The sequence below is a fragment of the Salmonella sp. K21076 genome, assembly GCF_039650795.1.
GTDB classification, from domain to species: Bacteria; Pseudomonadota; Gammaproteobacteria; order Enterobacterales; family Enterobacteriaceae; genus Salmonella; species Salmonella enterica.
This window is the reverse complement of record NZ_JBCLYA010000051.1, coordinates 174,757-197,554: the sequence shown is the minus strand read 5'-3', so window position 1 is coordinate 197,554 and position 22,798 is coordinate 174,757. Positions and strand designations below refer to the sequence as shown.

Sequence of the window (22,798 nt, the reverse complement as noted above, 5' to 3'; positions counted from 1 at the left end):
CGTGACTGACAATTCATACTATAAATGCGAAATGAAAAAAGCGCTTGCTTTAAGGCGTAAAAGTGGTTTAGGTTAAAAGGTATCAAATGAATAAGCATTCATCGGAATTTTTATGACACGCGTTCAATTTAAACATCACCATCATCCTGACTAGTCTTTCAGGCGATGTGTGCTGGAAGACATTCAGATCTTCCAGTGGTGCATGAACGCATGAGAAAGCCCCCGGAAGATCATCTTCCGGGGGCTTTTTTTTTGGCGCGCGATACAGACCGGTTCAGACAGGATAAAGAGGAACGCAGAATGTTAGACAACACCCGCTTACGCATAGCTATTCAGAAATCAGGCCGTTTAAGCGATGATTCACGAGAATTGCTGGCCCGCTGCGGCATAAAAATTAATTTACACACTCAGCGCCTGATTGCGATGGCGGAAAACATGCCGATTGATATCCTGCGCGTGCGTGATGATGACATTCCGGGTCTGGTGATGGATGGCGTGGTCGATCTCGGTATTATCGGCGAAAACGTGCTGGAAGAAGAGCTACTCAACCGCCGCGCGCAGGGCGAAGATCCACGCTATTTAACCCTGCGCCGTCTTGACTTCGGCGGCTGCCGTTTATCGCTGGCAACGCCGGTTGACGAAGCCTGGGACGGCCCGGCCGCGCTGGACGGTAAACGTATCGCTACCTCTTATCCGCACCTCCTCAAACGCTACCTCGACCAGAAAGGCGTCTCTTTTAAATCGTGTCTGTTAAATGGTTCTGTCGAAGTCGCGCCGCGCGCGGGGCTGGCCGACGCTATCTGCGATTTGGTCTCTACCGGCGCGACGCTTGAAGCTAACGGCCTGCGTGAAGTCGAAGTTATCTACCGCTCTAAAGCCTGTCTGATTCAGCGCGACGGTGAGATGGCACAGAGCAAGCAACAGCTGATCGATAAATTGCTGACCCGTATTCAGGGCGTGATTCAGGCGCGCGAATCGAAATACATCATGATGCACGCGCCAAGTGAACGACTGGAAGAGGTTATCGCCCTGCTGCCAGGCGCCGAAAGGCCGACAATTCTGCCGCTGGCAGGCGAGCAACAGCGCGTGGCGATGCACATGGTCAGCAGCGAAACGTTGTTCTGGGAAACCATGGAGAAACTGAAAGCGCTTGGCGCCAGCTCGATTCTGGTACTGCCGATCGAGAAGATGATGGAGTGATCTGACGCCTGATGGCGCTGCGCTTATCAGGCCTACGTAATGCGTTGATATTTTGGGTTCAGTAGGCCGGATAAGGCGGAACCCTGTGATGGAGTAAAGACCATGAGCTTCAATACCCTGATTGACTGGAACAGCTGTAGCCCTGAACAGCAGCGTGCGCTGCTGACGCGTCCGGCGATTTCCGCCTCTGACAGTATTACCCGGACGGTCAGCGATATTCTGTATAATGTAAAAACGCGCGGTGACGATGCCCTGCGTGAATACAGCGCTAAATTTGATAAAACAGAAGTGACAGCGCTACGCGTCACCCCTGAAGAGATCGCCGCCGCCGGCGCGCGTCTGAGCGACGAATTAAAACAGGCGATGGCCGCTGCCGTCAAAAATATTGAAACGTTCCATTCCGCGCAGACGCTACCGCCTGTAGATGTGGAAACCCAGCCAGGCGTGCGTTGCCAGCAGGTTACGCGTCCCGTCGCGTCTGTCGGTCTGTATATTCCCGGCGGCTCGGCTCCGCTCTTCTCAACGGTGCTGATGCTGGCGACGCCGGCGCGCATTGCGGGATGCCAGAAGGTGGTTCTGTGCTCGCCGCCACCCATCGCTGATGAAATCCTCTATGCGGCGCAACTGTGTGGCGTGCAGGAAATCTTTAACGTCGGCGGCGCGCAGGCGATTGCCGCTCTGGCCTTCGGCAGCGAGTCCGTACCGAAAGTGGATAAAATTTTTGGCCCCGGCAACGCCTTTGTAACCGAAGCCAAGCGTCAGGTCAGCCAGCGTCTCGACGGCGCGGCTATCGATATGCCAGCCGGGCCGTCTGAAGTGCTGGTGATCGCCGACAGCGGCGCAACACCGGATTTCGTCGCTTCTGACCTGCTCTCCCAGGCTGAGCACGGCCCGGATTCCCAGGTGATCCTGCTGACGCCGGATGCTGACATTGCCCGCAAGGTGGCGGAGGCGGTAGAACGTCAACTGGCGGAACTGCCGCGCGCGGGCACCGCCCGGCAGGCCCTGAGCGCCAGTCGTCTGATTGTGACCAAAGATTTAGCGCAGTGCGTCGCCATCTCTAATCAGTATGGGCCGGAACACTTAATTATCCAGACGCGCAATGCGCGCGATTTGGTGGATGCGATTACCAGCGCAGGCTCGGTATTTCTCGGCGACTGGTCGCCGGAATCCGCCGGTGATTACGCTTCCGGAACCAACCATGTTTTACCGACCTATGGCTATACTGCTACCTGTTCCAGCCTTGGGTTAGCGGATTTCCAGAAACGGATGACCGTTCAGGAACTGTCGAAAGCGGGCTTTTCCGCTCTGGCATCAACCATTGAAACATTGGCGGCGGCAGAACGTCTGACCGCCCATAAAAATGCCGTGACCCTGCGCGTAAACGCCCTCAAGGAGCAAGCATGAGCACTGAAAACACTCTCAGCGTCGCAGACTTAGCCCGTGAAAATGTCCGCAACCTGGTACCGTATCAGTCCGCCCGCCGTCTGGGCGGTAACGGCGATGTCTGGCTGAACGCGAATGAATTCCCGACAGCGGTGGAGTTTCAGCTCACCCAACAAACGCTTAACCGCTACCCGGAATGCCAGCCAAAGGCCGTGATTGAAAACTACGCGCAATATGCTGGCGTAAAGCCGGAGCAGGTGCTGGTCAGCCGCGGCGCGGATGAAGGGATCGAACTGGTGATCCGCGCCTTCTGCGAACCGGGGAAAGACGCCATTCTCTACTGTCCGCCCACTTACGGTATGTACAGCGTCAGCGCCGAAACCATTGGCGTAGAGCGCCGGACGGTTCCCGCGCTTGAAAACTGGCAGCTGGATCTACAGGGGATTTCCGACAACCTTGACGGCGCAAAAGTGGTGTTCGTTTGTAGCCCCAATAATCCTACCGGGCAACTTATCAACCCGCAGGATCTGCGCACGCTGCTGGAGTTGACACGCGGTAAAGCGATAGTCGTCGCCGACGAAGCTTATATTGAGTTTTGCCCGCAGGCCACGCTGGCAGGCTGGCTGGTTAAATATCCTCATCTGGTTATCCTGCGCACATTGTCGAAAGCTTTTGCGCTGGCGGGTCTGCGCTGCGGCTTTACGCTGGCTAATGAAGAGGTGATCAACCTGCTGTTAAAAGTGATCGCCCCTTATCCGCTTTCTACGCCAGTGGCGGATATCGCCGCCCAAGCGCTGAGCCCGCAGGGAATAAACGTAATGCGCGATCGCGTGGCGCAGACAGTGCAGGAACGTCAGTATCTGGTGAATGCCCTGCAACAGACCGCCTGCGTAGAACACGTCTTTGACTCTGAAACCAACTATATTCTGGCGCGGTTTACCGCCTCCAGCAGCGTGTTTAAATCCTTATGGGATCAGGGCATTATCTTACGCGATCAGAATAAACAACCTTCTTTAAGCGGCTGCCTGCGGATTACGGTCGGCACCCGCCAGGAAAACCAGCGCGTCATTGACGCCTTACGTGCGGAGCCAGTATGAGTCAGAAGTATCTTTTCATCGACCGGGACGGAACCTTAATTTCCGAACCGCCGAGCGATTTTCAGGTAGACCACTTTGATAAACTGGCCTTTGAGCCAGAGGTGATTCCCGTATTGCTGAAGCTGCAAAAAGCCGGTTTTAAGCTGGTGATGATCACTAACCAGGATGGACTTGGCACGCAAAGCTTCCCGCAGGCGGACTTCGACGGACCGCACAACCTGATGATGCAGATTTTCACTTCTCAGGGCGTATGCTTTGATGAGGTGCTGATCTGCCCTCACCTGCCCGCAGACGACTGCGACTGCCGCAAGCCCAAAGTGAAGCTGGTGGAGCGTTATCTTGCGGAACAAGCGATGGATAGCGCCAACAGCTATGTGATTGGCGATCGTGCAACCGATATCCAACTCGCTGATAATATGGGCATTACTGGTTTACGCTATCACCGTGAAACGTTGAACTGGACGATGATTGGCGAACAGCTAACGAAACGCGATCGCTATGCGCATGTGGTCCGCAACACCAAAGAGACACAGATTGATGTCAGCGTCTGGCTGGATCGCGAAGGCAACAGCAAGATTAATACCGGCGTCGGCTTCTTTGACCATATGCTCGATCAAATCGCCACCCACGGCGGCTTTCGCATGGAGATTACCGTTAAGGGCGATCTCTATATCGACGATCACCACACGGTAGAAGATACCGGGCTGGCGCTCGGTGAGGCGTTAAAACTGGCACTCGGCGACAAGCGCGGTATCTGCCGTTTTGGCTTTGTACTACCGATGGATGAATGTCTGGCGCGCTGCGCGCTGGATATTTCCGGTCGTCCGCATCTGGAATATAAAGCTGAATTTACCTACCAGCGTGTGGGCGATTTGAGCACAGAGATGATTGAACACTTTTTCCGCTCACTCTCTTACACGATGGGCGTCACTCTGCATCTCAAGACTAAAGGTAAGAACGATCACCACCGTGTCGAAAGTTTGTTTAAAGCCTTTGGTCGGACGCTACGCCAGGCTATTCGCGTGGAGGGCGATACATTACCGTCCTCGAAAGGAGTGCTGTGATGAACGTCGTCATCCTTGACACCGGCTGCGCCAATTTAAGCTCGGTAAAATCCGCCGTGGCGCGCCACGGTTACACCCCGGTGGTCAGCCGCGAAGCGGAAATCGTATTACGCGCTGACAAACTCTTTCTGCCCGGCGTCGGCACGGCGCAAGCCGCTATGGATCAACTGCGCGAACGTGAACTGATCGACTTAATTAAAGCGTGTACTCAGCCGGTACTGGGTATCTGCTTAGGGATGCAACTGCTGGGTCGTCGCAGCGAAGAGACACGCGGCGTGGATCTGCTGAACATTATCGAACAAGATGTGCCGAAAATGACCGACTTTGGTCTGCCGCTGCCACACATGGGCTGGAATCGCGTGTATCCGCAGGCGGGCAACCGGCTGTTTCAGGGCATTGAAGATGGCGCCTATTTTTACTTTGTTCACAGCTACGCGATGCCGGTCAACCCGTGGACTATCGCCCAGTGCAATTACGGCGAGCCGTTTACCGCGGCGGTACAGAAAGATAATTTCTTCGGCGTACAGTTCCATCCGGAACGTTCGGGCGCGGCGGGTGCACAGTTGCTGAAAAACTTCCTGGAGATGTAATGATTATTCCGGCATTAGATTTAATTGACGGCACCGTGGTGCGTCTCCACCAGGGCGACTACGCCCGGCAGCGGGATTACGGTAACGATCCCCTGCCCCGTTTGCAGGATTACGCCGCCCAGGGCGCCGGGGTGCTACATCTGGTAGATCTGACCGGCGCTAAAGATCCGGCTAAGCGACAGATACCGCTGATTAAAACTCTGGTCGCGGGCGTGAACGTGCCTGTTCAGGTCGGCGGCGGCGTGCGTACCGAAGAAGACGTTGCGGCATTACTGAAAGCTGGCGTTGCCCGTGTGGTCATCGGTTCAACGGCGGTGAAATCCCCTGACGTGGTGAAAGGCTGGTTTGAACGTTTTGGCGCGCAGGCGCTGGTACTGGCGCTGGACGTTCGCATAGACGAACACGGCAACAAGCAGGTGGCGGTTAGCGGCTGGCAGGAAAATTCCGGCGTCTCGCTGGAACAACTGGTGGAGACCTATCTCCCCGTCGGCCTGAAACATGTACTGTGTACCGATATTTCTCGCGACGGCACGCTGGCGGGCTCTAACGTTTCACTGTACGAAGAGATATGCGCCAGATATCCGCAGATCGCCTTTCAATCCTCCGGCGGTATTGGCGATATCGATGATATTGCCGCCCTGCGCGGCACCGGCGTGCGCGGCGTGATTGTCGGACGCGCGCTGTTGGAAGGGAAATTTACCGTTAAGGAGGCCATCCAATGCTGGCAAAACGTATAATTCCGTGTCTGGACGTTCGTGATGGTCAGGTGGTAAAAGGCGTACAGTTTCGCAACCATGAGATCATTGGCGATATCGTTCCGCTGGCCAAACGCTATGCCGACGAAGGCGCGGACGAACTGGTGTTCTATGACATTACCGCCTCCAGCGATGGTCGCGTAGTCGATAAAAGCTGGGTAGCGCGCGTTGCCGAGGTGATCGACATTCCGTTTTGTGTAGCGGGCGGTATCCGGTCAATTGACGACGCCGCCAAAATTCTCTCTTTCGGGGCGGATAAGATCTCTATCAACTCCCCTGCACTGGCTGACCCAACGCTGATTACCCGTCTGGCTGACCGTTTTGGCGTGCAGTGCATTGTCGTCGGGATTGATACCTGGTTTGACGACGCCACGGGGAAATATCATGTTAACCAGTATACCGGCGATGAAAACCGTACCCGCGTGACGCAGTGGGAGACGCTGGACTGGGTGCAAGAGGTACAACAGCGCGGCGCGGGGGAAATCGTCCTGAATATGATGAACCAGGACGGCGTGCGTAACGGTTATGATCTGACGCAGTTGAAAAAAGTCCGTGACGTTTGCCGCGTGCCGCTGATCGCCTCCGGCGGCGCGGGCACGATGGAACACTTTCTTGAGGCATTCCGTGATGCCGATGTCGACGGCGCGCTTGCCGCCTCCGTTTTTCACAAGCAAATCATCAATATTGGCGAATTAAAAGCGTACCTGGCAGGCCAGGGCGTGGAGATCAGGATATGTTAACAGAGCAACAACGCCGCGAGCTGGACTGGGAAAAAACCGATGGCCTGATGCCAGCCATCGTGCAACATGCGGTATCCGGCGAAGTATTGACGCTGGGCTATATGAACCCACAAGCGCTGGACAAAACCATTGAATCCGGCCATGTCACGTTCTTCTCACGCACGAAACAGCGTTTATGGACCAAAGGCGAAACCTCAGGCCATGTGCTGAATGTCGTCAGCATTGCGCCAGATTGCGACAACGATACACTGCTGGTGCTGGCAAACCCTGTCGGGCCGACCTGCCACAAAGGTACCAGCAGCTGCTTTGGCGACGCCAGCCATCAGTGGTTATTCCTGTATCAACTGGAGCAGCTACTGGCAGAGCGCAAAACCGCCGATCCGGCCAGCTCTTACACGGCGAAACTGTACGCCAGCGGTACCAAACGTATTGCGCAAAAAGTTGGCGAAGAAGGTGTAGAAACCGCGCTGGCGGCCACCGTCAATGATCGTTTTGAATTAACCAATGAAGCGTCTGATTTGATGTACCACCTGCTGGTGCTGTTGCAGGATCAGGATCTCAACCTCACCACCGTGATCGACGATCTTCGTAAGCGTCATCAATAAGCGTAAAAAAACCGGGCAATGCCCGGTTTTTTAATGAGAAATTTTACCTTTCGAAGCCGACCACCATCCGGCAAAGAAGCTTACAAGGCTTTTGGCTTATAGCTACGTAGCGCATTGCGCCCCAGCACAATCCCGGCGCCGATCATCCCGCCCAGCAACACAGCCAGCACGAGGGTAATGGCTGTTTTCGGGCTATCGCGACGGACCGGCAGCGTCGGCTTCATCACATAACGATAGACGTGCACCGTATCGGCAGTCACTTTCAGATTTTTAATGTCCAGCAGTGTCTGCTTCGTCTGGTAATAGGCCGGAGAAAAGACCAGTGGACGCGTCGCTTCGTTCTGTATCATCGATTTTAGCGCATCGCTCCCCAACAGGAACATCGTGTCCTGGGTAACATCCTGGGTTTGCTGAATCTGCGGCTGCGTGATTTTGGCCTCATCCGCATAGCGCAACGCTTCTTCGATTTGCTTAATACGCAGATCTTTTTGCTCCTGCGCCACAACTTCCTGCGTCTCAAGGGACTCCTGCAACGTTTTGGTTTGCAGCGTGATGTTATCTTTCAGGTCAACTTCCAGTTCCTTAGCGACCTCTTCATCCACCTGTTGGATATATTCCGCCAGCCGACGCTGCGCCCCTTCAGCGGTAGTGCTCACATAAGAAACCGAGAGCGGCAGCGTCTGCCCCTTTACCGACTGTTCAATGGTGAGCTTTTCCCGCTCTTTCTGATTATCCAGCGCTTCCGATAATGCGGAAAACGCAGAACTAAAGCGGCTTATAAAATTCGCCTGCACTTCAGAGATTTTGGGGGCATTCCCGCCATACAAGACGTTGAGCGCGTTGGTATAGGTGGCAACCTGCGCGGCATCAGGTTGGGTAATAATCGCCGTGGATGTCCATTTTTCTTTGGCTATCATCAGGTAGCCTACGGCCAGCAAAATGGCGATAATAACGGCTACAATAATGGTCATCTTCCCACGCCATAACTGTAGCAATAACTCAATCAAATCAATCTGTTCCGGATCGTTCCCACGCCCGGAAGACGCATTACTATCCACTGTCATAGATACCCTAACTAAAAAAAGGATGAAGCTGGAGACAGTGTAGTCATAAAGAAAATATATGCCATAGGATTAATGATAAAAATCAGACATTATTTCCATTTGGTCAATAAATCATCGGGACTCATCAGCCCCGATTGCCTTATTAATCACTACCGAAAAGATCGCGGGTATACACTTTTTCAGCGACATCCAAAAGCTCTGCCGCCATCCGATTGGAAATAATGACATCCGCCTGCTGTTTAAAGCAGTGCAAATCACGTTCAAGACGTGAGTTAAAGAAAGTTTCTTCTTGCATTACCGGCTCATAGATGATGACCTCTACGCCTTTCGCTTTAATACGTTTCATAATCCCCTGAATCGATGAGGCGCGGAAGTTATCGGAGCCACTCTTCATAATCAGGCGATAAATGCCCACCACTTTAGGCTTTCTGGCAAGGATAGAATCGGCAATAAAATCTTTACGCGTACGGTTTGCTTCAACGATAGCGGAGATAATATTATTAGGCACTGACTGATAATTAGCCAGCAACTGTTTGGTATCTTTTGGCAAACAATATCCGCCATAACCAAAAGAGGGATTATTGTAATGATTGCCAATACGCGGGTCGAGGCACACCCCTTCAATAATTTGTCGGGTATTTAATCCTAACGTTTCAGCATAACTGTCTAATTCATTAAAATAAGCGACTCGCATGGCGAGGTAAGTATTGGCGAAAAGTTTAATGGCTTCCGCTTCAGTGGAGTCCGTAAACAGCGTCGGAATCTCCTGTTTAATAGCGCCTTCCTGGAGTAATGCGGCAAATTCTCGGGCGCGCTCAGACTGTTCCCCAATCACGATACGGGAGGGATAAAGGTTATCGTAAAGGGCTTTACCTTCACGTAAAAATTCCGGAGAGAAAATGATATTTTCTGTCGCAAACTTCTGACGCATTGCCGCCGTAAAGCCAACCGGCACCGTAGACTTAATAATCATCACGGCTGCGGGGTTGATGCTGATCACATCCTGAATGACCGATTCTACACTGAACGTATTAAAATAGTTGGTTTTTGGATCGTAATCTGTAGGCGTAGCAATGATGACGTAATCTGCATTCTGGTATGCATCAAACTTATCCAGCGTTGCCCTGAATCTGATGTTATCTTCCTTTAAAAATTGCTGAATTTCTTTATCAACAATCGGAGATATCCGATCATTTAACAGTTCAACACGGGCAGGAACAATGTCTAACGCCACCACATCATGGTGTTGTGCAATAAGCAAACCATTAGACAAGCCAACATAACCCGTCCCGGATATCGTGATTTTCATTATTCGCTCTCAGAATTAACTTAATTATGAATCATGATGTATTTCGCATCCTGATAAGATATCAAAGTTTTAACGCCTGAGTATATAAAGTGCAACGCAGACGAAAACAATTCAGATTATCTTCATTACGATAAACACAGATTATTAAGTTAATATTAAGCAAAAGCGATAAATCAATAAGAATAGAGATAAAAAAAAGCCCAGTATTAAACCGGGCTTAAACAAGCTTGCAGAAATTATTCCAACCACTCGGTATGGAAAATGCCTTCTTTATCAGTACGTTTATAGGTGTGCGCACCAAAGTAGTCACGCTGCGCCTGAATTAAGTTAGCTGGCAGTACTGCGGCGCGATAGCTGTCATAGTAGGCCACTGCCGCAGAGAATGTCGGCACCGGAATGCCATTCTGCACCGCGTAAGCCACAACATCACGCAGCGCCTGCTGGTACTCATCAGCAATTTTCTTGAAGTAAGGCGCTAACAGCAAGTTAGCGATACCGGCGTTTTCTGCGTAAGCATCGGTGATCTTCTGCAGGAACTGAGCGCGAATGATACAGCCCGCACGGAAAATCTTAGCAATCTCGCCGTAGTTAAGCTCCCAGTGATATTCATCAGACGCGGCGCGTAGCTGCGAGAAGCCCTGCGCATAGGAGACGATCTTGCCAAGATACAGCGCGCGACGCACTTTCTCGATAAATTCCGCTTTGTCGCCCGCCGGCTGCGCTTTCGGCCCGGAGAGCACTTTAGATGCGGCAACACGTTGCGCTTTCAGCGAAGAGATGTAACGCGCAAAGACGGATTCGGTAATCAGCGACAGCGGTTCGCCCAGATCCAGCGCGCTCTGGCTGGTCCATTTACCGGTCCCTTTGTTGGCGGCTTCATCAAGAATAACATCTATCAAGTAATTACCGTCTTCATCTTTTTTAGTGAAGATGTCTTTAGTGATGTCGATCAGATAACTGCTCAGCTCGCCGTTATTCCACTCAGTAAAAGTGTTCGCCAACTCTTCATTGCTGAGATTCAGGCCGCCTTTCAGCAAGGAGTAAGCTTCAGCGATAAGCTGCATATCGCCATATTCAATACCATTGTGGACCATCTTAACGTAGTGACCCGCGCCATCGGCGCCGATATAGGTCACGCACGGTTCGCCATCTTCTGCCACAGCAGCAATCTTCGTCAGGATCGGCGCCACCAGTTCATAGGCATCTTTCTGACCGCCAGGCATGATAGATGGCCCTTTCAGCGCGCCCTCTTCACCACCGGAAACACCGGTACCGATAAAGTTAAAACCTTCCGCAGACAGCTCGCGATTGCGACGGATTGTGTCCTGGAAGAAGGTGTTACCGCCATCAATAATGATATCGCCTTTTTCCAGATACGGTTTCAGCGAATCGATAGCTGCATCAGTACCTGCACCCGCTTTCACCATTAACAGGATACGACGAGGCGTTTCGAGGGATTCAACAAACTCTTTCACCGTGTAATAAGGCACCAGCTTTTTGCCGGGATTCTCGGCAATCACTTCTTCGGTCTTTTCACGGGAGCGGTTGAAAACGGAGACGGTATAACCACGGCTTTCGATGTTGAGCGCGAGGTTGCGCCCCATCACTGCCATACCGACGACGCCGATCTGTTGCTTGGACATTACATACTCCTGTCAGGTGTGGAAACCCTGCCACAAACGGTCATGGCAGGTTAAAGGTGAATAGTATGTTAACTCAAAGGTATGATATTAAGGTAGCGATTGATGCGTTCAGATTTTACGCAGGCTATTTTATACAATTATTATTCAGTACTTCTCGGTAAGCTTAATACGCACCATCTCGCCGCAAAACAACTTTCGCTGTTTTAAACAGAATGGCAATATCATTCCAAAGCGTCCAGTTTTTAACATACCAGGAATCAAAATAAACACGAGTGTCATAATCAACATCATTACGCCCACTCACTTGCCATAGACCTGTCATGCCCGGCTTTGCCATCAAATAATAATCAACATCATCACAATAACGCTCCAGTTCATCCGAAACGATAGGTCGTGGTCCAACCAGGCTCATATCACCTTTTAGTACATTAAAAAGTTGTGGCAACTCATCAAGGCTAGTTTTACGTATAAATCGACCTACAGCTGTGATTCGAGGATCATTTTTCAGTTTAAAATCTTTTTCCCATTCAGCCCTGGCAATAGGATCGTTAGCCAAAAGTTCTTTTAGTACCTCTTGAGAATTCATAACCATAGAACGAAATTTATAGCATGGAAAAAGTTTTCCATGCCGACCTACTCGCTGGTGACCATAAATAGCCGGACCACCATCTCGAGTAACTTTATACCACAGATAAATCATAAGTGGTGATGCAATTATAAGAATTATTATTGAACAAACAATATCAAATGTCCGTTTGAGAAAACGGGACGACCTTTTAGCCAAGTTATTTTGTATCCTTAATAACATAACTTCATGGCTAAAGATAAAAGACATATCAGTATTATATAATGGCAATCCTCTAAACGAGGGGACTACACTAACAGAACGACAATGATGTTTTGAAAGTTCACGTAGCCAAAAATGTGTTTTCTCCAACTCGGTGTATTCATAAGCAAGGATATAATGGACATCACCTGTACGATTTAAATCCCAAATAGTCCCAGTGTCCTTTATCACCGGCAACATATTTATTTCAGCATCTGACGCATCCGTATCAAAAAAAGCGATAACATCAAACCCCATCATCTCCTCACTTTGCAGCGCAGAATATGCACCACGAGCATTCTGTCCGCTCCCCAGGATGATAGTTTTTTTCTTCCAGATACCTAGCTTGTTCAATAAATGCTTTGTAAGTGCGCGAAAAAAAGGCACCAGGATTATGGCAAAAGTCCAACAAAACACCCAGACATAGCGTGAAAACTGCCATTTTGTAAACGCTATCAGAGCCAAATCAAATATAGCAAAAATAACTATCGTACGAAAAATTTCTTTTAACTCATACCAAAATGGCTTGCGGTATGTATAATGTCGCAAACGAATCCAAAACCAACCGACACATACTACTGACAAAATAAAATGAGTAATAACTCTTGTATCTAATTGGTCTTGAGGAATAAATCGCTGTACTTGATCAAAAGTAAAATAGACACATCCTAATGAAAGCCATAAGGCTAAATTAAAAAAAATCAAATCCGATATAGCCAAAAAAATTTTACATAGCTGTGGATTATACTTATTATCAATATTATCCATTTAATCCTCACCCTCTGACCGTGCATAATGTAAATAAAATAGGCATATTAAGTAAATAACATTCAATTCTTTTACGGCAAGCATCGTTTTTTAATATTAGCAAGCGTTATATTTACAAGATCCTGAGCTCTATTTAATAAATTAGCTTCTGCATAGCAGCGTAACTCAGGTGCATTACCAGAGGCGCGCAAATGCACAATACATCCATCACGTAAGGTAATTCGCATACCATCTGTCATATCTGTAGAAATTGCACCTTCATTCTCCAAACCAATATAGCTTAAGAGGTTGCTCAGATTTTCTCTGCCCATACTAATTAAGGATTGACTTTTATCAGTCGTAATTCCCTGTAATCTGTCAGAATGGGTGTAACGAGTTGGGAGTTCATTGACTAAAGCGCTAATGCTGATATTCCTACTTTTGTAAAGTAGCATTATTGCTGGTAATACAGCATCACGAGTTGGTAAGGCATGAAGATTCTGCTCGTTAATACAGATATCGCTTCCTAATAAAAAACCGCCATTGGCTTCAAAACCGACAATACGACTATAACTCCGAGATAATTCATTAAAAGCTTCGATAACATAAGGCGAGCCAATTTTCGTAAGTTTAACATGTTTAAAAAAGCGGCCAGAAGAAATTATGCTATTACAACTAACAGGAATAGCGACCGCTTCTGCCCCCAATGCAAGTGAACATAATAGACCTAATATATCGCCTCTTAACCACTGACCGGCCTCATCAGCAATAAGAGGACGATCACCATCCCCATCTGTTGAGAATATGGCATCTAAATCGAACTCTTTAGCCCATGAGCGTGCTTTTTCCCGATCCTCTTTGCTTACAGCCTCTGTATCTATAGGTACAAAGTTATCGCTTCTACCCAAGCTAATGACTTCAGCCCCCAATGCAATAAATAAAGGCTTATAAAGATCACGCCCAGCGCTTGAATGTTCGTAAATACCAATACGCTTATTTTTCAGGAATGGAGTAGAAAATAAAGATGTATAACGAGATATATAATTAACAGCAGCCATTTCTGAAACTATGAGTTCTTTAAGCTCTAAATGGCTGCACGTATCTTCAACACTAAGGATCGCAGCCTCATCATGTTTCGTGATTTCACCATCAGGACGATAAAACTTGAGGCCGTTCCGCTCGAATGGAATATGACTTCCCGTAACCATTATCGCAGGCATATTGTCAGACATAGACTGAAAGGCCAAAGCCGGGGTTGGTACCACACCATAAAAAATACAGTTAACGCCTTTATCTGCCAATGCAGCAGCACACGCCTGAGCCATCCCATAACTACTTGGACGATTATCTATTGCCAATGCTACGGTATCAAAGGAAAAATGTTCCTGCATAACGGCAACAAATGAAACCGTAAAAGCAGCACATACCTGAGGTGTAAAATCTTTTACAAGACCGCGAGCCCCACTCGTTCCAAACACAATACCTGATGAATGAATAACATCACGGCTATTATTAACTACGTTCATTAGTCCACTCCTTCGAAAATCCAGAACGTTGTTCTAAACGAATAATATCATCCTCACCAAGATAGGTACCTGATTGAATCTCAATTAACTGCAGGGGGATCATTCCGGGATTTTCCAGCGCGTGAATAGTATCCGGAGGAATAAATGTTGATTCATTTTCAGAAACCATATAAATCTGCTCTCCCTTTGTAACACGAGCAGTCCCGGATAATACTATCCAATGCTCAGCCCGGTGGTGATGCATCTGCGCCACAAATTTCTCACCCGGCTTAACAGTGATACATCGGACGAGGTAATTTTTGCCGCTATCAATCACATTATATTTTCCCCAAGAGCGGAAAACTTCTTGATGTTGTTTATATTCGTTCCTATCATTTCGTTTTAAATAATCGACAATTTTTTTAACATCTTGTACTGTATCTTTATTAGCCACCAGTAAAGCGTCTGTTGTTTGAACAATGACAAGATTGCTTACACCAATCGCACTTATAAACATATCTTCGGAATAAATGTAATTATCATTACAAGCATGTGCGAAGATATCTCCTTTTAAAACATTTCTCTGATGATCTTTATTCGATATATCCCAAAGTGAGGACCAGGATCCCACATCCGACCAGCCAGCACTCATTGGTATCACCACGGCATGCTGTGTGTGCTCCATAACTGCATAATCGATAGAATCACTCGGGCATGACATAAACTCTTCTTTATCAATACGAATAAAATCAAGATCGGGATTTATATGTCCTACCGCCTTTTCACAAGCTTTGTAAATTTCAGGTGATAAGTACTTCAATTCGTTTAAATAAGAGCTTGCACGAAATAAAAACATACCGCTATTCCAGTAATATTTCCCTGATTTGAAATAGTCACTGGCGGTATCGATATCCGGTTTCTCCACAAATTCAGCCACTGCATAAGCGTCATTTCCTATCAACTCACCACGACGAATATATCCATAACCCGTTTCAGCATGCGTTGGAACAATACCAAAAGTTACAAGCTTACCATTTGCGGCGTATTCTTCAGCATGTCTGACAGCTTTCGTAAACGCTATTTCATCCTGGATCACATGATCTGCAGCAAGAACCAACAAAAGAGGATCAGCATTATCAGCATTCTGGAGCGCACAAAACGCGGCAAGAGCGATCGCTGGTGCAGTATTACGGCCTACTGGTTCGAGAATAATATTATTTGCTAACTTGTCAATTTCACGGAGTTGTTCAGCGACTAAGAAACGGTGTCTGTCATTGCAAATGACAACGGGTTCTTCTGTAGAAAGTGAAGCTAATCGCTTTATAGTATTTTGCAGCATTGATAGTTTACCTTCAACGCTTAAAAACTGCTTCGGATGATATTCGCGTGAAAGCGGCCATAAACGGCTACCTGTGCCGCCAGCCATAATTACGGGAAGAAAAGACATTTATTTTATCTCTTTTGACGAAGAATATTGGATATTATTCCAATAACTCTTGTACATGCTAAAATAGCGACATGTAGACAACGGTAAAGATTGCCAATGCTTGCCTAATTTGTAACCCAAGAATTTAGCAAAGGTCGTTAATAAAGCTCTTGGAATCCAGAACGGTGCATTTTTAAGCAGGAATTGAATCTCTGATTTTACGAATCGGAAACCCTCTCCTCCGGCTCCGCCAAAGTCACGCTGAATCCACGGAGAACAAGCATGAAATACACCAGTATCAAAATATCGTTGAAACTCTTCTCGCGGGGTATAATTATGGGAGTGCCTTACCACCGCTTCAGCGCAGTAGGCGACCTTATAACCCGCCTGAATCATCTTAGCCGCCATAAACATATCCTCGGCAAGAATTGTATGTTCAGGAAACCCACTTAACTCTTCAAAAACGGAACGGCGATAGGCAGCAAAAGAATTGGACATAAATACAGTTTTAATACCAAATTTTTCTATATCTGCCTTGCTTTTAACAATAGATTTTGAGCTATAATTAAAATTCCTAGCATGCACTGCAAGGGGATTAGCATCTTTATGAGGAAGTTGTCTACCACAAACCGCTGCTATCAATGGATCTGAAAAATAATAAACCAAATTTTTAATTGCATCCGAATCCGCGAGAATTGCATCTTGTGTTAGAAAAATTATAACATCAGCGTCCAGAGTTTTTGTAACTGCTAAGTTTCTGGTTCCTCCATGATTAAAATCTTTAGAGTCAATATTAAATATTGATATATTTTTCAGGTCTGAGGCTAACAGAACCGTTTCATCTTTAGAACCTGAGTCTATAACGATCAATTTATCCGGATATATAGTTTGCTGCTTAATCGCATCCAGAACATTAGGCCAAAGTGACCCTGCATTATATGTGGGAATAATTAATGTTATTTTCATTTATTTTGATTCCGCCAACCAATTGCCAACCATCTGCTTCATATTATCAAAGTCATACCGTGCGACATAGTTGTTAAATCTGGAAATTGCATCAGGCAACTGCCCTATATTTTCAATTGCACTCTGCCAGCTTTTTTCATCATCCGGATTCACATATAATGCACCATTGGTTAACACTTCATGAAATACTGGTATATCGGACACTATAACTGGAGTATTTGATGCCATCGCTTCAATAGGAGGTATGCCAAAACCCTCATCAATAGATGGATAAACAAGCGCGTAGGCTTTAGAATATAAAACTTTTAATTCATTAAATGAGACTTCATGTAAAAAAGTCACTTTATCTGTTAGTTTCAGATCAACGACCATTTGTTGGAGAGACATTGCATAGTCGGTACGACCACATACAATAATTAAATTATAAGAGTCAGACCAAACTTTTTTATTTTTTATGAATGAATGAATATTTTTATGTGGCCAACTTGCTCCAACAGCTAAAAAGTAATTCTCTTTTTCTTTTTTTTGTATAAAATCAGATTTACTAACGCTGTTATAAATTACTGATATTTTCTCACTATCTACATTATAAGTTTTAGCAATGCTATCTTTAACGGTATAAGATACCGTTAAAACATGCTTACATCGCTTAACAGACATTTTTAATAAAAAGCGAAAATACACTTTCTGAATAAGACTATCTGGATAATAAAAAGGTCTTATATCATGTATGGTTATCGTTTGGTTTCTCAGTAAGGGAATAGTGTGATGCGTAGTACACACCAATTTTTTATTACCAAACTTAATTAAAACCCTCAGCGCAAGCCAGTAACTATATACATACCATACTAATGGTCTAAGTCGCGATGTTTTTGATGTGTTGCTAACAATATTCGGAACAGTAACTACTGCATAACCGAGCTTTTCAAAATAATCAGCGTGTACCTTGCTACAGATTATTGCGTCAACATCAGCTATTTCTCGCAGAGCCGTTAAAAATTTAATCGAGTATTGCCACATCCCCGTACCGCTTTTACCTAAACGTGATAGGTTAACGATCATTGAATAGCTCTCCGTTTTTCCATTCATGCTTGTATAGCGATTATCACAAGAACGACCAATAGTTATTAGGAAACATTTTCATTAAAATGAACCACGGATCATAATTAAAAATGAATAAGGAATCATATCCAAATAAATATAAGCAAGCCTTGTAATTATTATAAAATCACCATTAAAATCAGTTCATAATACTAAGCCAAATATTATACCAAGTAAAAATGCCACAAAAAATAGCATCTGTCATAATATACTCACTCTATGGTAAACACTAAGATATGCAAGAGCATAGTGAGCAAAAGAAAGAAAAGTAGGGTTTCCGACAAGCTCTAATTGCCACAAGTCTTAATTTTGAAATTGATAAATAGTCAAAAACAACCCCGGCCATACATATTATAGATACATATATAGCATCTGTTACTGTATCCGAAAAAGCAAGAGTATTTAAAGGTTCTAATTAAGGAAATTGCAAATAAATCATCCTACAAAACACGTATAAACTTTACGCTAAATAGTCACGACAATAATAGCATAAGCATTTTTTACACTATAAACTCGATTTGTATTGATGTTGATACTATGAAAATATTTTTTTTATTACCATTTTTGCTAATTTTATTTTTTTAGTGTAGCTAGCCAGCCCTTTAAGACAAAATATTAAATTGGTGGCTATTTTCGGATATCCCAACTTCTTATAAAATGATGCAAGTTCAGCTCTATCGGTAGAATCACCATAACATGCCATAGCTAAAGAAGTATAAAGCCAAGGACGCTCTTTTGTAAGAACCCGTCCAAATGAGATATATATTTTTGTATTGTTATTATAAAAATCCTCCCTCAGTTTTAAATAACCGATGAAATCAATTTTTATTCGACGAGCCTTCCCATTACTTTCGAATGTATCGTTATCTCCTCTGCAATCAACCAGTGGCAGTGATATGTACTGCAGGGTCGAATTCATATTGTTAATTATTCTTAATAAAATATATACATGCGCATAAGCTGTACCAATGTATGACTCGTCAAATAAGACGTCAGACCATTTATTCCTTTTCACTATAATAGAGCTTAAGTAGCTAAAAAGTCCGCCGACTGAGTTACATTTACTAAAGTACTCTATCAAATCAGCTTCATTGCTAAAAGAAAATAATCTACTGCCACCATTTAACCATCGCCGATGTGGATTAGATATTTTCGTCATTGAAATATCTAATTCTCGTCTGTCACATAAATAAATGTCACTTCCGGCAGCCAATTTATCTTCCATCAATGCAAGGGAATTTTTTGTAAGAATATCATCACTTCCGAAAATCCAACAATAATCTCCAGTCCCCATATTAACTGCAGATAAATAATTCCTATCTGGCCCAATATTTTCGTTATGCCTTTGATATAAAATTGGAAAATTAAATCTATCTCTCCAGATATTTATTGATTCTTCAGTTCCATCAGTTGATGCATTATCTGAAATACATACTTCTACAATTAAGGAGTGAGAAGATTGATTATTAATACTTTCAAGAAGGTCTTCAATGAATTTTACTCGATTATACGTTGGGATACAAAATGATACCTTCATATTATGCTAGCCTTTTACTCTTATACATATAATACACTGGCAATCCCCAAAAAACAGTTAGCGAGAACGATAAAATTAGTCCGTATAAAATACCAACTATTCCATAATGCTCTGCAAAATACCATTGAGTCACACCACCAATTAATGCCTGACACGGAACTATGAGCCAAAGAATTTTTAATTGGTTCATACTTTGAAGTAACATAGCAAATGTATCACACCAAACTCTTATACTAAAATACACAGCCAGTAAAACAAAAACAACCCCACTAATATTATAATCTATACCGTTAGCAATTATGCTATAGATATAATCCTTTAAAACATAAATAAATAACGTACCAAGACCAATAAAAAATACCCCACCAATAATATTTAGGAAAATGATTCTATGCAGCTTTCTCCACTGCATTTTCACTCGTAATTCAGCACATACTGGCCATAATGCTTGTAATACCGCAGTATAAATAAAAAACATTAAACCAAATATTTTCATCGTTACAGTATATTTTATAATATCTGCAGCAGATAATTTCTGAGACATCACAATATAATCAGTTTGTAAAACTATTATCGATAAGGACGAAAAAATCAGAAACCCTGATGAACGTGATAGTAATAATTTATAGGTGTTAAAGTTTACTTTCGCTTTAAGAACATATATATACCGAAACGATATATATATAATGGGCAGTATTGCTACCGGAGCATACAATGCTACTAAAGCGAAGGTAATACTCGAATCTGGCATTAAATAATGGATCGCAACTACATCTAAAAAACCTAAAAGATAAGATAATGCATTAATTATATTAGCTTTCCACCCTAACAGTTCCGCAAATAATATTTTATAGACCACACTCCCAACGCCGATGAATATAAATAATATACTTGCTATAAAAAAATAACTTCCTGAGTTGTTTTTCAATTCATCGCTAAATGAAGTAAGATATAGTGACGATAATTTATCTGATAAGAAGAATAATGTAGAGCTTAAAATGATTAAGGATGCGAATAGAATATGAACTGCGGCCTTGATATATGCATCATATGATTTTCTATCAGCTTTCAACTCAGATATATAATTTTGTAGACTACTACCAATCCCAATATCTGCAATGCTAAACCAGACCAATAATCCAGTTAAAAGAGTAAATACAGCGTATGATTCTTCGCCAAGAATTTCTAAAAGAAATTTAACACTTACTAACTGAACACCGGCAATTATTATCTTTGAAAGCCAAGAGGAAGCGGCAATAATAAGATGTCTTGGAATTCTAACCAACCTCAGTTTCCTCACGTCAGCTTCATCTTTTAATTATAAAAAATATTTCATTCTTTAATTATGCCCGCTTTCGCGGGCAGAAACATCATATAGAACTAGTCCAATCATACATTTTCTGGACACCATCTTTTGCCGAGACTTTCGGGCTCCAGTCAATTGCATTAGTGATTTTTTTAATATCTGCAACAAAAACACGCTGATCACTTTCCCTTACAGGTAAATTAGTGAACCTCATATCTATGTTGCAATAATCTTCAAGCAATTTGAATAATTCAAGTAATGATAGGCTGTTGACAATGGTACCACCAATATTAAAAGCGTTCCCCCTAATTTTTGATACATTTGCCAAGGCAGTGAAATATAACGAAATCATATCTTCAGCATGCAAAACATCCCTAACTTGCTTACCATTACCAGAAATAGTGAAGGGTTTATTAATACCATTTTTAATTTCAACCGCTTTTTGACAAAACCAACCTACCCAGCCTTGATCATAAGTAGCAAACTGTCTCCCACCATACATTGATGAATGCCTGAACACCACTGTATTCAAACCAAAAATCCTTGCATAATCAAGCATGTATTGGTCTGCAGCACCTTTTGAACAACCATATGGTGAGTGGAAATCTAATTGTGTGCTCTCATCATATCCATTAGGCTTATCTACACAAGTGTATCTAGTTTCTGTTTCATTGTATTTATATTGCTCAAGATCGCCGTATACTTTATTTGTTGATGAATAAATTATATTACAATTTGAATTATACTGCCGTACTGCCTCAAGTAAATTTAAAGTTCCACCTACATTAATTTCAAAATCCATACAAGGATTGTCAATAGATGTAGTCATTGCCACTTGACCTGCAAGATGAAAACAGCTATCAGGCATATACTTAGTTATTAATCTTGTAACATCATTTTTGTTGCGAATATCACCATGTACAAACTCAAAGTTTCCTAAGGAGGATAACCAATGTAAATTATCTGTTGCACCTTTACGTGATAGATTATCGAATACAATTAAATCAATCCCTTGACTTAAAGCAAAGGAGGCAAGATTACTCCCAAGGAAGCCACATCCACCGGTAATTAAAAGCTTCATTTCCCTTCCTCTTCAATTATTTCAGTTAATGCATCAACAAGAGAGAACTCTCTTTTCCATCCTATTTTTTCAAGTTCTGCTATATCAGCACAACTATACATCAATTCATTTACTCTTTCTTTGACCACGCCAAATTCAATTATAGAATTGCTTTTTGTGATATTTTTAACAGTATCTACATATTCACGAATTGATATCGCCTCTCCACTACCAACTTCAATACTATGAAATTTGGGGAAATTATTAACATTACTTATAATACAATCGAACGCTGTTAGTAGATCTTTTATATACAAGAAATCTCTCTGTTGCAAACCAGATGTTAACTTTACTGGCTGGTTACTTAAACAACGTCTAATAACCATACTGGTAAACTTATCGTCTCCATCAAAAGCTCCATAGAAATGCTCCAATTTTAACTCTATATATTTACCGCAAACTTTATCTATAATGGCGGCGGCGAGTTCATTTGCTTTTTGTTTAGTATATGCATATAAACTCGTATTTGGTGGCAGTGATGTTCCACAATTTATGAATACTGCATCAAGTGATGAGATAGATTCTAATACTCTGATAGGCATAAGAATATTGCTTTCTATTAAAGCTGTTGCAGGTTCGTTATGTCTTCCATAGCAAGCAATAGTGTTAATAATAATATTCGGTTCAAATTCTAGTATTTTTTCGATCCAATTATTTTCTGTCGTGTAAATAATATTATTTATGGTAGCTTCATTGTTCCTCTTCCTTGCTAAGCCAATCACAGTATGTCGACTTTCGAAGTAGGATGTAAGTCGTGATCCAAGGAACCCAAACGCTCCCATTATTAGAATTTTCATGAAATCATAGAGGG

20 protein-coding genes and 1 other annotated feature are annotated in these 22,798 nt (G+C 44.2%); of the genes, 8 read left to right on the top strand and 12 right to left on the bottom strand.

All coding sequences use genetic code 11. From position 1 onward, the window contains the following. Positions 1 to 129 precede the first annotated feature (129 nt). Positions 130 to 253: a sequence feature (His leader region), on the top strand. A 47-nt stretch (positions 254 to 300) separates the two neighbouring features. The 8 genes from hisG to hisIE all read left to right on the top strand — a co-directional run bounded on the left by hisG (position 301) and on the right by hisIE (position 7,437). After that, entirely contained in the window at positions 301 to 1,200 is a 900-nt protein-coding gene (gene hisG, locus AAYN39_RS21660) for an ATP phosphoribosyltransferase (RefSeq protein ID WP_000886604.1), read from the top strand. 102 nt (positions 1,201 to 1,302) lie between these two features. Continuing rightward, the gene (gene hisD, locus AAYN39_RS21655) at positions 1,303 to 2,607 is read left to right on the top strand and encodes a histidinol dehydrogenase (RefSeq protein ID WP_000009629.1); all 1,305 of its coding nucleotides are present in this window, start codon (positions 1,303 to 1,305) and stop codon (positions 2,605 to 2,607) included. Then, positions 2,604 to 3,683: a histidinol-phosphate transaminase gene (hisC, locus tag AAYN39_RS21650; protein WP_000102709.1), complete on the top strand. Its 1,080-nt coding sequence runs from the start codon at positions 2,604 to 2,606 to the stop codon at positions 3,681 to 3,683. Before hisD ends, hisC begins: the two co-directional genes overlap by 4 nt. After that, positions 3,680 to 4,747: a bifunctional histidinol-phosphatase/imidazoleglycerol-phosphate dehydratase HisB gene (gene hisB / locus AAYN39_RS21645; protein WP_000080040.1), complete on the top strand. Its 1,068-nt coding sequence runs from the start codon at positions 3,680 to 3,682 to the stop codon at positions 4,745 to 4,747. Before hisC ends, hisB begins: the two co-directional genes overlap by 4 nt. Then, positions 4,747 to 5,337, top strand: a complete 591-nt coding sequence (gene hisH / locus AAYN39_RS21640; protein ID WP_001103591.1) for an imidazole glycerol phosphate synthase subunit HisH — start codon at positions 4,747 to 4,749, stop codon at positions 5,335 to 5,337. Before hisB ends, hisH begins: the two co-directional genes overlap by 1 nt. Continuing rightward, positions 5,337 to 6,074, top strand: coding sequence for a 1-(5-phosphoribosyl)-5-[(5-phosphoribosylamino)methylideneamino]imidazole-4-carboxamide isomerase (gene hisA / locus AAYN39_RS21635; protein ID WP_000586403.1), 738 nt, complete (start codon positions 5,337 to 5,339; stop codon positions 6,072 to 6,074). The genes hisH and hisA overlap by 1 nt, the downstream gene beginning before the upstream one ends. Then, on the top strand, positions 6,056 to 6,832 hold the full coding sequence (hisF, locus tag AAYN39_RS21630; RefSeq protein WP_000880125.1) for an imidazole glycerol phosphate synthase subunit HisF: 777 nt from the start codon (positions 6,056 to 6,058) through the stop codon (positions 6,830 to 6,832). Before hisA ends, hisF begins: the two co-directional genes overlap by 19 nt. Beyond that, a complete protein-coding gene (gene hisIE / locus AAYN39_RS21625) occupies positions 6,826 to 7,437 on the top strand; it encodes a bifunctional phosphoribosyl-AMP cyclohydrolase/phosphoribosyl-ATP diphosphatase HisIE (protein ID WP_000954855.1) in 612 nt (203 codons plus the stop codon). The genes hisF and hisIE overlap by 7 nt, the downstream gene beginning before the upstream one ends. Positions 7,438 to 7,517: 80 nt before the next feature. Here the strand turns inward: hisIE and wzzB are convergent, their stop codons facing one another. From wzzB to AAYN39_RS21565, 12 genes are all read right to left on the bottom strand, one after another. Then, a complete protein-coding gene (gene wzzB, locus AAYN39_RS21620) occupies positions 7,518 to 8,501 on the bottom strand; it encodes an LPS O-antigen chain length determinant protein WzzB (protein WP_000215243.1) in 984 nt (327 codons plus the stop codon). 142 nt (positions 8,502 to 8,643) lie between these two features. Next, the gene (gene ugd / locus AAYN39_RS21615; protein WP_000704814.1) at positions 8,644 to 9,810 is read right to left on the bottom strand and encodes a UDP-glucose 6-dehydrogenase; all 1,167 of its coding nucleotides are present in this window, start codon (positions 9,808 to 9,810) and stop codon (positions 8,644 to 8,646) included. 236 nt (positions 9,811 to 10,046) lie between these two features. Then, positions 10,047 to 11,453 (bottom strand): NADP-dependent phosphogluconate dehydrogenase, encoded by a 1,407-nt coding sequence (gene gndA, locus AAYN39_RS21610; RefSeq protein ID WP_000043528.1) that lies wholly within the window; start codon positions 11,451 to 11,453, stop codon positions 10,047 to 10,049. Between the two features lie 163 nt (positions 11,454 to 11,616). After that, on the bottom strand, positions 11,617 to 13,047 hold the full coding sequence (locus AAYN39_RS21605; protein WP_000368710.1) for an undecaprenyl-phosphate galactose phosphotransferase WbaP: 1,431 nt from the start codon (positions 13,045 to 13,047) through the stop codon (positions 11,617 to 11,619). A gap of 71 nt (positions 13,048 to 13,118) precedes the next feature. Further along, positions 13,119 to 14,552 (bottom strand): O-antigen biosynthesis phosphomannomutase RfbK, encoded by a 1,434-nt coding sequence (gene rfbK / locus AAYN39_RS21600; protein WP_001103638.1) that lies wholly within the window; start codon positions 14,550 to 14,552, stop codon positions 13,119 to 13,121. After that, entirely contained in the window at positions 14,539 to 15,978 is a 1,440-nt protein-coding gene (locus AAYN39_RS21595) for a mannose-1-phosphate guanylyltransferase/mannose-6-phosphate isomerase (RefSeq protein WP_000009019.1), read from the bottom strand. Before AAYN39_RS21595 ends, rfbK begins: the two co-directional genes overlap by 14 nt. Next, on the bottom strand, positions 15,979 to 16,923 hold the full coding sequence (rfbN, locus tag AAYN39_RS21590; protein WP_000705149.1) for an O antigen biosynthesis rhamnosyltransferase RfbN: 945 nt from the start codon (positions 16,921 to 16,923) through the stop codon (positions 15,979 to 15,981). Next, positions 16,924 to 17,985, bottom strand: a complete 1,062-nt coding sequence (locus AAYN39_RS21585; protein WP_001763397.1) for a glycosyltransferase family 1 protein — start codon at positions 17,983 to 17,985, stop codon at positions 16,924 to 16,926. Between the two features lie 574 nt (positions 17,986 to 18,559). After that, positions 18,560 to 19,561 (bottom strand): glycosyltransferase family 2 protein, encoded by a 1,002-nt coding sequence (locus tag AAYN39_RS21580; RefSeq protein WP_010989202.1) that lies wholly within the window; start codon positions 19,559 to 19,561, stop codon positions 18,560 to 18,562. Between the two features lies 1 nt (position 19,562). Further along, complete coding sequence (locus AAYN39_RS21575) at positions 19,563 to 20,861, bottom strand: MATE family efflux transporter (protein WP_001228890.1); 1,299 nt, start codon at positions 20,859 to 20,861, stop codon at positions 19,563 to 19,565. Positions 20,862 to 20,931: 70 nt separating this feature from the next. Then, a complete protein-coding gene (locus tag AAYN39_RS21570) occupies positions 20,932 to 21,948 on the bottom strand; it encodes a CDP-paratose 2-epimerase (RefSeq protein WP_000770936.1) in 1,017 nt (338 codons plus the stop codon). Then, the gene (locus tag AAYN39_RS21565) at positions 21,945 to 22,784 is read right to left on the bottom strand and encodes a CDP-paratose synthase (RefSeq protein ID WP_000697757.1); all 840 of its coding nucleotides are present in this window, start codon (positions 22,782 to 22,784) and stop codon (positions 21,945 to 21,947) included. The genes AAYN39_RS21570 and AAYN39_RS21565 overlap by 4 nt, the downstream gene beginning before the upstream one ends. Between the last annotated feature and the right edge of the window lie 14 nt (positions 22,785 to 22,798).

Coding starts and splice junctions, on each gene's coding strand:
- hisG (WP_000886604.1), top strand. CDS start 301: ATGTTAGACAACACCCGCTTACGCATAGCTATTCAGAAATCAGGCCGT.
- hisD (WP_000009629.1), top strand. CDS start 1,303: ATGAGCTTCAATACCCTGATTGACTGGAACAGCTGTAGCCCTGAACAG.
- hisC (WP_000102709.1), top strand. CDS start 2,604: ATGAGCACTGAAAACACTCTCAGCGTCGCAGACTTAGCCCGTGAAAAT.
- hisB (WP_000080040.1), top strand. CDS start 3,680: ATGAGTCAGAAGTATCTTTTCATCGACCGGGACGGAACCTTAATTTCC.
- hisH (WP_001103591.1), top strand. CDS start 4,747: ATGAACGTCGTCATCCTTGACACCGGCTGCGCCAATTTAAGCTCGGTA.
- hisA (WP_000586403.1), top strand. CDS start 5,337: ATGATTATTCCGGCATTAGATTTAATTGACGGCACCGTGGTGCGTCTC.
- hisF (WP_000880125.1), top strand. CDS start 6,056: ATGCTGGCAAAACGTATAATTCCGTGTCTGGACGTTCGTGATGGTCAG.
- hisIE (WP_000954855.1), top strand. CDS start 6,826: ATGTTAACAGAGCAACAACGCCGCGAGCTGGACTGGGAAAAAACCGAT.
- wzzB (WP_000215243.1), bottom strand. CDS start 8,501: ATGACAGTGGATAGTAATGCGTCTTCCGGGCGTGGGAACGATCCGGAA.
- ugd (WP_000704814.1), bottom strand. CDS start 9,810: ATGAAAATCACGATATCCGGGACGGGTTATGTTGGCTTGTCTAATGGT.
- gndA (WP_000043528.1), bottom strand. CDS start 11,453: ATGTCCAAGCAACAGATCGGCGTCGTCGGTATGGCAGTGATGGGGCGC.
- AAYN39_RS21605 (WP_000368710.1), bottom strand. CDS start 13,047: ATGGATAATATTGATAATAAGTATAATCCACAGCTATGTAAAATTTTT.
- rfbK (WP_001103638.1), bottom strand. CDS start 14,552: ATGAACGTAGTTAATAATAGCCGTGATGTTATTCATTCATCAGGTATT.
- AAYN39_RS21595 (WP_000009019.1), bottom strand. CDS start 15,978: ATGTCTTTTCTTCCCGTAATTATGGCTGGCGGCACAGGTAGCCGTTTA.
- rfbN (WP_000705149.1), bottom strand. CDS start 16,923: ATGAAAATAACATTAATTATTCCCACATATAATGCAGGGTCACTTTGG.
- AAYN39_RS21585 (WP_001763397.1), bottom strand. CDS start 17,985: ATGATCGTTAACCTATCACGTTTAGGTAAAAGCGGTACGGGGATGTGG.
- AAYN39_RS21580 (WP_010989202.1), bottom strand. CDS start 19,561: ATGAAGGTATCATTTTGTATCCCAACGTATAATCGAGTAAAATTCATT.
- AAYN39_RS21570 (WP_000770936.1), bottom strand. CDS start 21,948: ATGAAGCTTTTAATTACCGGTGGATGTGGCTTCCTTGGGAGTAATCTT.
- AAYN39_RS21565 (WP_000697757.1), bottom strand. CDS start 22,784: ATGAAAATTCTAATAATGGGAGCGTTTGGGTTCCTTGGATCACGACTT.